The organism is Paenibacillus sp. GM1FR (genome assembly GCF_002803315.1).
GTDB lineage: Bacteria > Bacillota > Bacilli > Paenibacillales > Paenibacillaceae > Paenibacillus > Paenibacillus amylolyticus.
The window spans coordinates 112,872-126,298 of sequence record NZ_MKZL01000033.1 but is presented as its reverse complement, the minus strand read 5'-3'; the positions used below and the strand labels follow the sequence as shown (position 1 = coordinate 126,298).

The following is a 13,427-nucleotide window of genomic DNA, read 5'->3' as shown; positions in this document are numbered from 1 at the left end:
AAAATCATGATGCGCCATCACACTCAACACACCGTTAACCCATTATTAGACCATATACAATGCCTGGTCCGTGTACCCCAATGGTTAAATCATTTTCAATATCGGAAGAGCGGCTTGGCCCGGAAATAAAGTGGATGCCTGCTGGAAGATTCTCTTTCCCCGCTTCGTCAAATCGATCCAGCGTCTCACCCAGTCTGGTGTACAGTCGATCTACTGGAATAATGATGATGAGTACCGTAGGCAAGAGACTGACTGAACGACCTTTTTCCGGTGAAGAAAGCACAGTGACCGAGCCTGTGTATGCAGTCGCATAATCCGCCATGACCACACCGATATCAGCCTCAGCTGCCCGGGCCTTCCAGTTCTCATCCGCTTGACTATTCCACACTGAGATCTGTACATCCGGTAACTGCTCTTCCAATCCGAGATCCTGTAACGCCTGTTCATTCTGACGAATGATATACCTGGCACTCAGTTCATGAGATTTGTTGGCTATAAATTGAGATACTTCTTCCATGTTCTGAACCCGGGCGATGTGTGCGCCTACACTCACAAAGTTATCCGTAAATGCTTGAATACGCTTCTCTTCATCCCATTCCAGTTCAGTCCAAAAGTCGGGTGCTCCCCGAAAGGGTTGGGTCGGTGCATGGCGTTGCCTTGGTCTTCTCAATTTCGAAGCAATGTCATTCATGAACTGCTCCTGTTTCTCAATGGACTTCTTCTCCAATTGTGCAAGCCATTGCTGATGTTCAGTGACCATGCTTAGTACCCTCCCCTTCTTCTCGCTCACGAATAATCTGCTCCATACGGCTGCGAACGGAAGAATCCATGGCCGGTTGCTCCTGGTTCAGTTCCTGATCCAGCTTGTTCCATTGTTGCCGGAAGGATTTCCTGGCGAGGCTTGGCGCAACCCGATAATTGTTCCAGCCTTTAAGTGGACCCAATTTGAGTGAAATGCCGTTGTTGCGTACAACTGCCTTCTGCCCGATCTGTCCCAGACGTATGGCCGCACTGAAACGTTTGGAATTGGAAACCACGGCGGCAAAACCCTTCATGCCCATGCTCTCCATTTTGTTTCCATGGCCGTCTTCCACTTTACGCCTACGTAGATAAACGAGCATATCATGCAATGGAATTTTAACTGGACATGCTTCATAACAGGCTCCGCACAGACTCGAAGCACCCGCAATATCATTCCATTCATCAATGTTGCCATTGAGTGCAGGAGTCAGTACTGCGCCAATCGGACCACTATATGTTCCACCGTAGGCATGACCTCCAATATGGCGATATACCGGGCAAGCATTCAGACAAGCACCGCAGCGAATACAATTCAGCAACTCCTGGAATTCAGGATCACCGAGCTGTAAGGATCGACCGTTGTCCACGATAATAATGTGCATTTCATCCGGTCCATCCGCATCCGCTGTTCGGCGAGGACCTGTGATGCCTGACATGTACATCGTTAATTTCTGACCTGTTGCGGAGCGTGGCAACAAGGTTGCCATGACCTCCAGATCCGTCCACGACGGGATGATCCGCTCCATGCCCATCAGTGTAATCTGCGTTTTCGGAACAGTAGATACCATACGGGCATTGCCTTCATTTTCGAACAAAACCATGGAACCTGTCTCTGCAATCGCAAAATTGCAGCCGGTCATGCCGATATCTGCTTCGAGGAACTTCTCGCGTAGCTTTTTGCGAACAAATCCGGCAAGTACCGTTGTGTCCGGCTCCAGAATTTCACCCGCTTCCTTCGATAACAACTCTGCAATCTGGTAGCGGTTCTTATGGATGGCTGGAATGACAATATGAGATGGCGCCTCGCCTGCCAGCTGAATGATGTATTCACCCAGGTCGGTCTCGATAGCTTCAATGCCCGCCGACTCCAACACATGATTGAGATGTACTTCTTCCGACACCATCGATTTGGATTTCACCACCGTAGAAGCTTGATTATGCGCCGCAATATCCAGCGCAATTGCCGCTGCTTCCACCGATGTATCTGCAAAATGAATATGAACCCCGTTCGCACGGGCGTTGTTCACAAATTCATTCAGATAATAATCCAGATACGCAATTGTATGCAAACGAATCTGACGGCCACGCTCCCGCCATTCATCCCAATTTCCATGTTCTTCTGAGGCAGATTTCTTCCCGTTACGCAAACGTTCTGTCGTGAATTTGACTGCTTTTCGCAGAAAATCATCATTCAAGGCCAGTCCGGCACGTTCTTTGACCGTAGTATCCATGACTCCCGGTTGGCTCATCCTGTTCGCACCCCCTCATACAGTAGTTCCGCCAGATGCATTACACGCACCGGTTCATTCCGATAACGCAGATTACCTGCGATATTCATCAGACAGGCCATGTCCAGCCCCACCAATACTTCGGCTTGCGTCTCTTTGACATGATCAACTTTCTCCGTCACCATCGCTCCTGAAATATCGGACATTTTAATGGCAAACGTCCCCCCAAATCCGCAGCAATCCTCCGCGAATGGAAGTGGAACCAATTCCAGTCCTTTTACCTGAGAGAGCAGCGCCATCGGCTCATCCTTCACACCCAGCAGACGGCTGCCATGACAGGATGGATGATAGGTTACTTTGTGCGGAAAATGTGCGCCCAGATCGGTTATCCCGAGTACCTGAACGAGGAATTGAGTAAACTCATAGGCTTTGGCTTCCAATCGTTTTGCCTTCTCCAACCATACTGGTTCATCCGCGAACAGCTCGGGATAATGATGAATCATATACGTACACGATCCCGAAGGACATACCACAAAATCACTGTCGTCAAACGCTTCAAGAATCGTTTTGGCCGCTACCCGAGTCTCATCCCAGTACCCGCTATTGTAGGAAGGCTGACCGCAGCAGGTCTGCACCGGCGGGAAATCCAGCCGAACGCCATGAGCGGCGAGCAATCTGACCATGGCTTCCCCCACTCGGGGATAGATGGCATCGCTGAGGCAGGTAATGAATAAGGAGACCTTCATAATTACACGCTCCTATTAACTGATTAGTAGATAAATTGACTAAGAATATTTACACTGGACACTCCGATGACAGAATAACCTTCCGATTGCTGGTATCCCCAGATTTTATGATTTAGTTCAATTTATATAGATAAAATCTAAAAGATTAAACCGTGATGATACCAATGTCGTATCCGCTCAAACGATCTGTCTGTTCAGCCTCCAATGGCTGATCGGTAACGATCATATGGACTGCATTTAACCCGGATACTCGGGCAAAAGCACGGACACCAAATTTACTGGCATCTGCAAGTAAGATGACCTGATCGGATATGCCAACCATCTTCTGCTTCAGCCTTGCCTGGAGTTCATTGGATTCACTGATTCCTCCACCTTCGAGATGTACACCTTTGCACGACATAAACATTTTATCCACGTGATACGTTTCCAAAGAACGCTCCGCCAGCGGCCCAACAAAAGATAACGAGCGCGATGCCAGCTGGCCCCCTGTTGAGATGACCTCAACCTTGTCACGGTTGCTGAGTTCAGTAGCGATTTGGATCGAGTTGGTTAAGACCGTCAGCGGGAAATCCGGCATATTCGCTGCCATATAACCTGCCGTTGTGCTCGCATCCAACAGAATGCGATCACCCGGATTAATCATCGCCAGAGCCGCTTGTGCAATCCGTTTTTTCTCTTCCGCATGGGTTGTCTCCCTGATCCGGTAAGGGATCTCCGGTTGATCTTCCTTCACACTTACTGCACCACCGTGAGACCGGCGCAGTCGTCCTGCCTGTTCCAGCCGATCCAGATCCCGCCGGATCGTTTCCTCCGTCACCCGGCAGCGCTCACTAAGCTCGGATACACGCATACTGCCCTTTACATTCACCATCTCCACAATCCGGTCATACCGCTCGGCTGCCAGCATGTTACACCTCACTCCCCGCTTGTGAATTAGATGAAGCCGTCACACGCAGAAATCTGCCATAAGCATCTTCCCAGATTGATCCGTCCTGCGGCTCATACACAGTTACCGGAAATGAATCACGAATGGCCTTACGAGCTTCCCAGATATCTTTAAAAGCTCCGCTCGCCATCCATTGCACAGCCATATTCCCGATGGCACTTCCCTCTGCTGGACCTGCCCATACCGGCTTACCAATGGAATTTGCAGTCCACTGACATAACAGGCGGTTCTGGATGCCTCCACCGACCATATGCAATCCGTTGAACGCCTGACCCGACAATTGCTCCGTCCATTCCAGAACTCTTCTATACTTCAATGCAAGACTCTCCAGAATTGCCCGGGCAATAGCCCCCTGATCCTCTGGTACCACTTGCCCTGTATCACGACAATACTGACGTATACGCGTCGTCATATCTCCTGAAGGCATGAACAGTTCATCATCCGGATCAAACAAACTGGCAAATAGGGGTGCCTGTTCCGCCCTTGCCAACAACGCATCATAGCTAATTCCCTGCCCCTGGCGCTCCCACTCCCGCATGCTTTCCTGCAAAATCCATAGTCCCATAATGTTCTTCAGCAGACGGAATGTTCCGCCCGCCCCGCCTTCATTCGTGAAGTTCAAGGCCAGACTCTCTTTACTAATTGCAGGATGATCTATCTCCGTACCCATCAGGGACCAGGTTCCACAACTCAGATAAGCAAATGAACGTTCCGTTGCAGGAACAGCCACAACAGCTGAACCCGTATCATGCTCCGCAACAGCGATCACAGGTATCGGGGACAATCCCAGATCGTTACAGATACTGCTTCGCAATTGTCCAACACGGGTACCTGGCAGCACGGCTTCACCAAACAATTTCTCCGAAATACGAATATGTGCCAACAACTCACTATCCCACTGCCCCGCTGATGGATTGTATAATTGTGTTGTGGTTGCATTCGTGAACTCATTCACCGCTTCCCCTGTCAGGAAATAACGTAGCAAATCCGGAATCATGAGAAAACGCTCTGCTTCATGAAGTAACGGGGAACCGCTGCGTTGAAGCGTTGCCAATTGATACAGGGTATTAAAGCTAAGAAACTGTATCCCTGTACGTTCGAAGATTCGCTGAGAGGTCAGCTCTTGGCGTACCTGATCCATCATGCCGTTAAATTGTGTATCACGGTAATGATACGGGTTACCAAGCAACTCACCATTACTGCCAAGCAAACCAAAATCAACGCCCCAGGAATCGATCCCCAGGCTCTCTGGCTTTTCTCCCTGCTGTTTCACCAAGGTAAGCCCCTGCAACAATTCATGATGCAATCGCAGAATATCCCAGTGCATCCGCTCGCCAACCTTCACTGGTTCATTCTTGAACCGATGAATTTCGCTTGTTTCGATCCCACGATCATTCAGATGTCCCAGTAGCGCTCTCCCGCTCCCAGCGCCCAAATCATAAGCCAGCACACTCACCGCGCTTCACCAACCTTTCGAACCAATCCTATTTTCCAAACCGTATCACTTGATTCAGTCCGTAACCCTGTACTTTATTCTGTATTTGTTGTTTGTTTGTTTTTGTTTAATACTGTTTAACTTTATTTTACGAGTATATCACCATTGTAAGCGTTTGAATACCCTTCGGTTTTTCTTTCTTTTGGGTATAGCAAAAACGACTCTCTCCCACCTGGGAGGAGCCGCAGTTCTTCTTTCACGTATAAAATTGACCTTTGCTTACCCCCGACTGGGGTTGTACATCTCTCTCAAAATGCTTGAAACGTGTCCCCTGATACGTCAGCATCCCTCGATCATTTTCCACCATCATGCCATAATGGTTTCCGCCAACAATCAGTTCAGTGCGCTCCCCATTGTCGAATTCAAATGTAACATAATACCGGGTAGTCGCACTGCTATCGCCGCTTCCACCTGAGACTTCCGTTCGTTTAGCCACCACTGTTGAGTGCAGGGTTAACAAGGCTGCTGCGTTATTTGACATCCCTGAGCGTATGCCTGAAAAAATAACAAAAACAATGACTCCCGCAATGATGAGAAATATGGCACCAATGAAAATCGAAGCAAATGCATTCATTGCAGCAAACTCATTAAATCCCGAAAAAAAACCACCCTGATTGCCTTCAAAACCTGGTACTCCATTCATGTCGTCAAACACACCAAAGCCATCTACGCTTAATCGGCCCATCGATGAGGACACGCTTGTTAACGCCATTCATCATCGTTCCTTTCCCCTTGCAAAAATAAGATGCACCGCCCCCACGCAAGGAAGGCGGTGCATGCAGACAACCCGTTCTGCCTTGTCCATATACTATATGAACCAGATCAGGAATACAGACGTTCAAGTTCGTCGACCAGACTGCCGACATAAGCAACCGCAGAGCGAATCGGCTCAGGTCCGGACATATCCACACCCGCAAGTTTCATTAACTCCTGCGGTGTGAGACTTCCACCAGCTTTGAGTGCATCAAGCCAGCGATCTACCGCAGGCTGTCCTTCTTCACGAATCTGCTGTGCAGCCGCTGTGGAAGCCGTCAAGCCTGCCGCATAGGTATATGGATATAGTCCCATATAATAATGAGGTTGTCTCATCCACGTGAGTTTAGCCCCTTCATCAATTACCAGATCAGGTCCCCAGAATTCGGAAAGGATGTCTCCCTTGAGTTGACTTAACGTCTTTGCCGTAATGGGCTCATCATTGGTTGCGCGTGCGTACACCCTGCGCTGTAATTCACCTTCCAGCAGATGTGTAACGAAGTTATGGTAATACGTGTTCAACAATTGCAAAATGACCCAGCGACGCATTCTCGGATTATCGGAACGCTTCAATAGATGATCGGCCAGCAGCATTTCATTCATGGTCGACGGCGCCTCAATGAAATAAAGAGATGGCCGCGTATTCGTGAGCCGTTGGTAACGTCCCGCAAGCATGAAGTGGCCTGCATGCCCCACTTCATGGGCAAGTGTAAATGCTCCGCGCATATTGTTCGCCCATGAAATTAAGATATAGGAGTGTGAACCATATATCGAGGAGCAAAATGCCCCTGTTGATTTGCCTGCGTTATCTGCGTAATCCACCCAGCGATCACTGAATGCGCGCTCTACGATCTCGCCGTACTCCGGCCCAAGCACATCAAGTGCTTCTCGAATGAGTATGCACGCCTCATCATATGTAATGGCAGGGCTAAATTCAGGATCAAGCGGCGCCTTCAGATCACAAAACATCAGTTTGTCCAGACCCAGCTCACGTTTCTTGAGAGCCGCCAGTCTGCGCATATGAGGTGCGAGTTCCTGCTGGATAATATCCAGAATATTATTGTACATCTCTTTGCTCACTTGCTGTGGGCTGAGAAGCATATCTGTAACATCGTCGTAACCACGCAGCCTGGATAAAACAACCTGTTTCTTCACTTCGGTTGCATAACCTTCTGCGAACGTATTTTTGTAATCATTTAATGTCGAGCTGAATGCAGCATAAGCAGAACGGCGCAGCTTTGTATCAGACGACATCTCATAATTATTTTCATAGAATGACCAGGACAGTGGACGATTATTGTCCTCTCCATCAAGAGCATCGTCAAACGTCATGTCTGCCAGTTTACCGCGCAGATAGATACGGTATGGCGAATCCAGTACCTCTCCTAATGAAGCGAGTACCTTCTCGGTCTCAGGCGTAAGCCGATGTGCTTTTTCTCGAATCAAACGCTCCAAACTGCGCGCATACGGCTCCAATTCCGGAAGCTCTTCAAGATAACGCTCAACTGTTCCCTCCGGCAGATCAACGATCTCCGAATTGACAAAAGACAAGGACGACGACAGATTTGATAGGATATCTCCTGACTTGGCTGAATTCTCAATATTCACCGGATTCGTGCTGTCCTCTGACTGCTTCAAGCGGGCATAAGAAGCCGTCTTGCTGATCCGCTCCTGCAAAGCTTCACGCGCATCCAGACAAGCCAGTAATTGTTCAGCCCCTTCGCCCAGACGTCCTTTGAACGTTTCGATCTGGGCAGCAGCCAGAGGAAGTGATCGAAGCTCCTGCTCCCACTCTACATCGGTTACAAACAAGTCTTTCAGATCCCAAGTCGTTTCTGGGTTTACCTCAGCACGTGTACGTATTTTTTCCATCTTTAGTTGTCATCCTCCTTGCATTTTCCAATATCTCTCATCGTATCATATTCCGCGCATCTATACATGACAATGATTACTCCTTATTACTCCGCTGGCAGAATAGCCTTTCGATCGCTGTTATCCCCGGATTTTTTGATTCTCTTTTTTAAAGGTGAAAATCCGTTGATAAAGGCGAACGCTTCGCTTCTTAAGTCTATTTCTGCCCGCTGCGTTTGGAGTAAACTATTGATCCACTGTCCAAAATTTAAAAGTAACTAAAAAACCGCTGGTTTATGGAAGTATCCATTTACCTGGCGGTTCATTATAGAACTTACTTATTTAGCTTTCTTTCCAAATTACATTTTCACCGTAATTTTTACCCCAGTTATACATTGCGTGCAGGACGGGCATCAGGCTTTGACCGTGATCTGTCAACGTATATTCCACCCGAGGAGGTACCTCTGCATATACCTTGCGTTCAATCAGTTTGTCTTCCTCCAGCTCACGAAGCTGGTTGGTCAGCATCTTCTGGGTAATATGAGGGATTAGGCGTTTCAGTTCACTGAAACGTTTGGTGCCTTCCAGACCCAAATGCCACAAAATAATCAGTTTCCACTTGCCACCGATCACCGCAAGGGTCAATTCTTTCTCACAGTTGATTTCTTTCAGATTAATCCGTTCCTTGACTTCGGCTGCCATGGCTCCGAGCCCCCTCATCTTCAATCTTATATCGCGTATATTACACATATCACGGGGACACTTCACACGAGGTAAGTTTTCCGCTCCATGCATGATGTAATAAGTACATTCATTCGATACAGCTATCTATTAATTCTACTACAGCCTGGTCGGGATGCAAAGTTTAACTGTAAATCAAGGATAAAACCTATACAGATGAATGATTATGTATCGCAGAAAAGACCAGAACCCTTCATAATCAAAGGATTCCGGTCTTTCATCTATTCACTATTCCAGGTTCGCGTGGCGGCCAAACATATCCGCTCCGGTCATACCCTTCATTTCCATCATCGTAAGGATGAGAGCATCCATGCCGATTAACAGTCCTTGTTCGAACAACGAGCCCATCGGCTGAATGGTTACTGCCGCTCCGGAAGTTGCTGTGTCCTCTTTGGCTGAAGCCGGGAGACGCACTACCGTAGTTGCCAATTTCCCAATCGTGGACTCTGGCTTAATCGTAATGAGACCTACAGGCGCACCAGCCTGATTAGCCTTTTGAGCCATGGCCACCAGACTGCCTGTCTCTCCTGAGCCAGAGCACAGCAAGAGGAAATCTTTCGAGCTGATCCCAGGTGTTACGGTTTCGCCCACCACATATACACGAAGCCCCATCTGCATCAGTCTCATGGCAAAAGCCTTCCCCATAAGTCCTGACCGGCCTGCTCCTGCTACAAAAATCTGTTCCGCAGCCAGAATGTGCTCAGCCATCGCTTGCATCTCTGCATCGTCGATCTGGCTTAACGTACGTTCCAGCTCCTTCAAGATGTCAGCTGCGTACTGTGTTTTGCTCATCTGCTTACCCTTGTTTAACGAGACGTTGCATTTCAGCTGCAACTGCCGCTTTGTCTGCTTGTCCTGTGATACCGCCACCTACAATAACCAGATCCGGTTGTGCTTTGATTACTTCTGGCAATGTTTCCAGCTTGATTCCACCAGCGACAGCCGTTTTAGCATTTTTCACAGCAGCTTTGATCGTTTGCAGATCTTCGAACGGGCTTTGTCCTTCAGCTTGTAGGTCATAACCTGTGTGTACACAGATGTAATCTACGCCAAGCGCATCAATTTCACGAGCACGTTGTTCCAGGTTAGGCACGTTGATCATGTCCACAAGAACTTGTTTGTTTTGTTTCTTCGCTTCTGCTACTGCACCTTTGATCGTACTGTCATTGGTTGCCCCAAGCACAGTGATTAGATCCGCACCAGCTTCAGCTGCTTTCATGATTTCATAACCACCAGCATCCATGATTTTAAGGTCTGCAAGAACTTGCAGATTAGGGAATGCTTCTTTCATTGCTTTAACCGCGTGCAAACCTTCATTAATAACGATTGGAGTACCAATCTCAACGATATCAATATATTGTTCAACCTCTTTAACCAATGCGATACCTTCAGGGATATTTACCAAGTCAAGCGCCAATTGCAATTTCATCATTTATTTCTCCTTTGTTGTTCAAATATGATTCGTTCCTGTAAAAATAATAATCAGATATTTAGCCTGCACCAATTTGTCTGTTCAGATGCATGCAGTGTTTGTTTTGGCTACTCACTCATTGTAGACCCTGACTATCCATTCAGGAAGTACGCACTTTGAAGTGGGGTAGTTACTTGCACGATACTATTGATAATTGTTCGTTGTTAGGTGAACCTATATAGAATTAATGCTCTATTCCAATCCACACGCTTACAGCTGAACAGCAGCCTAATCTTCCAATTATATATTCAATATAAAAGACCCCGCCACATGGCAGGGTCTTTATCTTTATCGTTTCATTTTCAATCCAGCCAAAGCTGGTTTAGAAATTTATCATTTTACAGATATACAGGTTTCACGCATACCGGCTTGGATACACCTGTGCTGTGACCAGTGTATTTCAGACGTCCGCTCTCCTGATCTACCGTGAATGTCACGAGGTTGTTCGTATCGCGGTTAGCTGCAATCAGCAATTTGCCGTTAGGTGTCAGCGCAAAGTGACGCGGGTGCTCACCTTCAGCAGATACATGCTCAACCAGTGTCAGGTGACCTTTGTCTGCATCTACTGCAAATACAACGATGCTGTCATGTCCACGGTTAGAACCATATACATAACGTCCATCATTGGAAACCGTGATTTCGGCTGTTGTATTCTCTTTGCCATCATATCCATCAGGCAATGTGGATACAGTAGACAATTCAGTCAACGTGCCCGCTGCTGCATCATATTTGAACGAAGTAATGGAAGAATCCACTTCATTGATAACATAAGCGAATTCACCATTCGGATGGAATGCCAAGTGACGTGGGCCTGCTCCCGGATGTGTTTTGGTTTCACTGTGCAGCACAAGTTCATTTTTGTCTGCATCAATAGAATAGATCGCGATGTTATCTGCGCCGAGATCCTGTACCATCATGTATTTACCATCCGGGCTGAAGAATGCGGAGTGCACATGTGGCTTGTCCTGACGTTCAGGATGCGCACCTTGTCCTTCATGTTTCTTCTCGTCCAAGAGCGCTCCCACTTCACCGTTATCCGTCAAGGCTTGCAGACCTACCAGACCACCGTGGTAGCTGGAGAGAATCAAGTATTTACCGGAAGGGTCACGCTGGATATGACATGGTGGAGCTGAAATGGAATTATTCCGGTTCAGCAACGTTAATTTTCCTGTAGAAGGATCAATGCTCAGAGCTACAGCTTCAGACATTTTATTGCCTTCAGCTGACGCTGTTTCACCAATCGCATACAGTTTGTTTCCTTCAGCATCCACGTTGACAAACGTTGGGTTTTTCACTCCCGCGATGCCGTCAAGCTTGGACAAGCTGCCTGTATCCTCATTCAATTCATATGCATAAATGCCCTCATTTTCCGCTTCGGCGTAAGAGCCGGCAAGTACGAGCAAGCGTTTTGATTCACTCATTACAGTTTCCTCCTCTATGTGTATGTAATCTTGTTGCACCTCTTCTATAATAAATCTGCCATATCAAAATAGCAATCCGCTGTCGCTGCCCATCAGGGAAATCCTTAGTTAAACAAGGCGATTACTACACATCATCATACTGAAATCCATTCATATGAGATGCATCTTCTGCTATGATAAGATAGGTTTTTCATCCAGAAGGGACTGAATTGCATTGCTTCACTCATTTTTACTCACCTTATACCATGTGTTCTTGCCGATATCACTTCCCGTGATCGGAGGTATTCTGTTAAAACGCTTCAAGAATTGGGATACCCGGTCGCTCTCGACCTTTTCCCTTTATATTTTGAGCCCTGCTCTCATCTTCAATACATTGCTGCATGCAGAGATTACCTGGACGGACGTCACCAGCACGTTCTGGTTCTCTATTATTAATCTGATTGCTCTGTGGGCCCTCGCCGAGCTATTAAGCCGGGTTTTCCGTCTGGGTGCAAGCGAAAAAGCGGGTCTCACCCTCGTCTCCACGTTTACAAACTGCGTGAATTACGGGCTCCCGCTTGTACTGCTTGCCTTTGGTCAGCTTGGACTGGACAAGGCTTCGGTCTACGTCATTGGACAGATGATCATTGTTAATACGGTAGGTATCTTTTTTGCCGCGCGATCCGAATTCACGGTGAAAGATGCGATCCTGTCCGTTTTCCGCATGCCATCCATCTATGCTGCTGGCATCGCCATTGTGCTGCGTGCGTCCAATCTGAGCCTGCCTGAAGCGCTGGATGGAGGGATCTCCATGCTGGCTGCGGGTTACTCTCCTATCGTTCTCGCCATTCTGGGAGCACAGATGCTCAGACCCAAAGGTGCAACGGTACCTTGGTTGCCCAATGTACGCCGAGCTTTCTGGACCGGACTTGTAGTCCGTCTCGCAGCTGCGCCAATCCTGTCCTGGCTGATACTGACCGCGCTTCAGGTCGAAGGTACGTTGTTCAGTGTACTGCTGATCCTCGCATCGATGCCGACCGCAGTGAACGCTGTTATTTTGGCTGAACAGTTCAATGCTTCTCCGCAGTTTGTATCCCGCTGCATTCTGTGGACCACCGCTGCATCCATGTTGATGCTGCCCATTATGATTGTGATGGCTTCCTGATTAATACCGGAGGTGATACCGAAGCGATATCCGCTTGTCGGCGTTTCTCCAGCCGGCGTTCATAACGCCGGTTGAGCGCTCTGACGTAGAAGAATTTTACGACAAAGTACGAAATCACACCCAGAATGACACCAAATACGGACATGCCTGCCAGAATATCCAGTCCACCAAGCAACAATTCACTCACGGCCGACCAGTTCCCGCGAAACAGCTCCATGAATGCACTCTCATGTACCGGTCCCTGTCCCATGCTGTGCGCAGGCAAAATCCATGAGCCAATTTGTTTCGCGAGCGGCATCAGGATAATAGGTAAAAACGTAAGTTTCCCGATCACATTACCAACAATGGCTGCTGGCACCGAACCCCCAGACAGTCGCACAATCGGATAAAATACGAGATATATCAGGGAAGCCGTCGAGATCACGATCAGTTCCAGTCCAAACCCTATGGCAAATCCGGTAGATACTTTATGGGCACCTCCGGGAGCACGTAACAATTTGAGAAAATTCAGCTTCATAACACGTGTTAAACGTACCCAGCGGTTAGTCTTGCGCTTCTGTGTGTTCATACCGAATTACTCCTTATTTTACACAAATGACAACTTGAATCG

General features: G+C 47.9%; 13 protein-coding genes. 1 reads left to right on the top strand and 12 read right to left on the bottom strand.

What is annotated here, in order from left to right; translation table 11 throughout:
* Positions 1-34 precede the first annotated feature (34 nt).
* The 11 genes from PAEAM_RS20770 to PAEAM_RS20720 form a co-directional block, all read right to left on the bottom strand.
* Positions 35-760: a LutC/YkgG family protein gene (locus PAEAM_RS20770; protein ID WP_100528810.1), complete on the bottom strand. Its 726-nt coding sequence runs from the start codon at positions 758-760 to the stop codon at positions 35-37.
* Positions 750-2,270, bottom strand: coding sequence for a LutB/LldF family L-lactate oxidation iron-sulfur protein (locus PAEAM_RS20765; RefSeq protein WP_100528809.1), 1,521 nt, complete (start codon positions 2,268-2,270; stop codon positions 750-752). The genes PAEAM_RS20770 and PAEAM_RS20765 overlap by 11 nt, the downstream gene beginning before the upstream one ends.
* Complete coding sequence (locus tag PAEAM_RS20760; protein WP_017688927.1) at positions 2,267-2,995, bottom strand: (Fe-S)-binding protein; 729 nt, start codon at positions 2,993-2,995, stop codon at positions 2,267-2,269. The genes PAEAM_RS20765 and PAEAM_RS20760 overlap by 4 nt, the downstream gene beginning before the upstream one ends.
* A gap of 145 nt (positions 2,996-3,140) precedes the next feature.
* Positions 3,141-3,902: a DeoR/GlpR family DNA-binding transcription regulator gene (locus PAEAM_RS20755; RefSeq protein ID WP_100528808.1), complete on the bottom strand. Its 762-nt coding sequence runs from the start codon at positions 3,900-3,902 to the stop codon at positions 3,141-3,143.
* 1 nt (position 3,903) lies between these two features.
* A complete protein-coding gene (locus PAEAM_RS20750) occupies positions 3,904-5,397 on the bottom strand; it encodes a rhamnulokinase (RefSeq protein WP_100528807.1) in 1,494 nt (497 codons plus the stop codon).
* Between the two features lie 235 nt (positions 5,398-5,632).
* A complete protein-coding gene (locus PAEAM_RS20745) occupies positions 5,633-6,148 on the bottom strand; it encodes a DUF2500 domain-containing protein (RefSeq protein ID WP_243391421.1) in 516 nt (171 codons plus the stop codon).
* 110 nt (positions 6,149-6,258) lie between these two features.
* Positions 6,259-8,061 (bottom strand): oligoendopeptidase F, encoded by a 1,803-nt coding sequence (gene pepF, locus PAEAM_RS20740; protein WP_100528806.1) that lies wholly within the window; start codon positions 8,059-8,061, stop codon positions 6,259-6,261.
* A gap of 321 nt (positions 8,062-8,382) precedes the next feature.
* Positions 8,383-8,742 (bottom strand): winged helix-turn-helix transcriptional regulator, encoded by a 360-nt coding sequence (locus tag PAEAM_RS20735; protein WP_062833989.1) that lies wholly within the window; start codon positions 8,740-8,742, stop codon positions 8,383-8,385.
* Between the two features lie 267 nt (positions 8,743-9,009).
* Complete coding sequence (gene hxlB, locus PAEAM_RS20730; protein ID WP_036608850.1) at positions 9,010-9,573, bottom strand: 6-phospho-3-hexuloisomerase; 564 nt, start codon at positions 9,571-9,573, stop codon at positions 9,010-9,012.
* Positions 9,574-9,577: 4 nt separating this feature from the next.
* Positions 9,578-10,210 (bottom strand): 3-hexulose-6-phosphate synthase, encoded by a 633-nt coding sequence (gene hxlA / locus PAEAM_RS20725; protein WP_036670570.1) that lies wholly within the window; start codon positions 10,208-10,210, stop codon positions 9,578-9,580.
* A 380-nt stretch (positions 10,211-10,590) separates the two neighbouring features.
* Entirely contained in the window at positions 10,591-11,673 is a 1,083-nt protein-coding gene (locus PAEAM_RS20720; RefSeq protein ID WP_076327805.1) for a lactonase family protein, read from the bottom strand.
* A gap of 214 nt (positions 11,674-11,887) precedes the next feature.
* Between PAEAM_RS20720 and PAEAM_RS20715 the strand changes: the two genes are divergently transcribed.
* On the top strand, positions 11,888-12,817 hold the full coding sequence (locus PAEAM_RS20715) for an AEC family transporter (protein WP_100528805.1): 930 nt from the start codon (positions 11,888-11,890) through the stop codon (positions 12,815-12,817).
* On the opposite strand, the gene PAEAM_RS20710 is transcribed toward PAEAM_RS20715, so the two are convergent.
* The gene (locus PAEAM_RS20710; RefSeq protein ID WP_074094725.1) at positions 12,795-13,385 is read right to left on the bottom strand and encodes a DUF2062 domain-containing protein; all 591 of its coding nucleotides are present in this window, start codon (positions 13,383-13,385) and stop codon (positions 12,795-12,797) included. The genes PAEAM_RS20715 and PAEAM_RS20710 overlap by 23 nt on opposite strands.
* Between the last annotated feature and the right edge of the window lie 42 nt (positions 13,386-13,427).

Coding starts and splice junctions, on each gene's coding strand:
- PAEAM_RS20770 (WP_100528810.1), bottom strand. CDS start 760: ATGGTCACTGAACATCAGCAATGGCTTGCACAATTGGAGAAGAAGTCC.
- PAEAM_RS20765 (WP_100528809.1), bottom strand. CDS start 2,270: ATGAGCCAACCGGGAGTCATGGATACTACGGTCAAAGAACGTGCCGGA.
- PAEAM_RS20760 (WP_017688927.1), bottom strand. CDS start 2,995: ATGAAGGTCTCCTTATTCATTACCTGCCTCAGCGATGCCATCTATCCC.
- PAEAM_RS20755 (WP_100528808.1), bottom strand. CDS start 3,902: ATGCTGGCAGCCGAGCGGTATGACCGGATTGTGGAGATGGTGAATGTA.
- PAEAM_RS20745 (WP_243391421.1), bottom strand. CDS start 6,148: ATGGCGTTAACAAGCGTGTCCTCATCGATGGGCCGATTAAGCGTAGAT.
- pepF (WP_100528806.1), bottom strand. CDS start 8,061: ATGGAAAAAATACGTACACGTGCTGAGGTAAACCCAGAAACGACTTGG.
- PAEAM_RS20735 (WP_062833989.1), bottom strand. CDS start 8,742: ATGGCAGCCGAAGTCAAGGAACGGATTAATCTGAAAGAAATCAACTGT.
- hxlB (WP_036608850.1), bottom strand. CDS start 9,573: ATGAGCAAAACACAGTACGCAGCTGACATCTTGAAGGAGCTGGAACGT.
- hxlA (WP_036670570.1), bottom strand. CDS start 10,210: ATGAAATTGCAATTGGCGCTTGACTTGGTAAATATCCCTGAAGGTATC.
- PAEAM_RS20720 (WP_076327805.1), bottom strand. CDS start 11,673: ATGAGTGAATCAAAACGCTTGCTCGTACTTGCCGGCTCTTACGCCGAA.
- PAEAM_RS20710 (WP_074094725.1), bottom strand. CDS start 13,385: ATGAACACACAGAAGCGCAAGACTAACCGCTGGGTACGTTTAACACGT.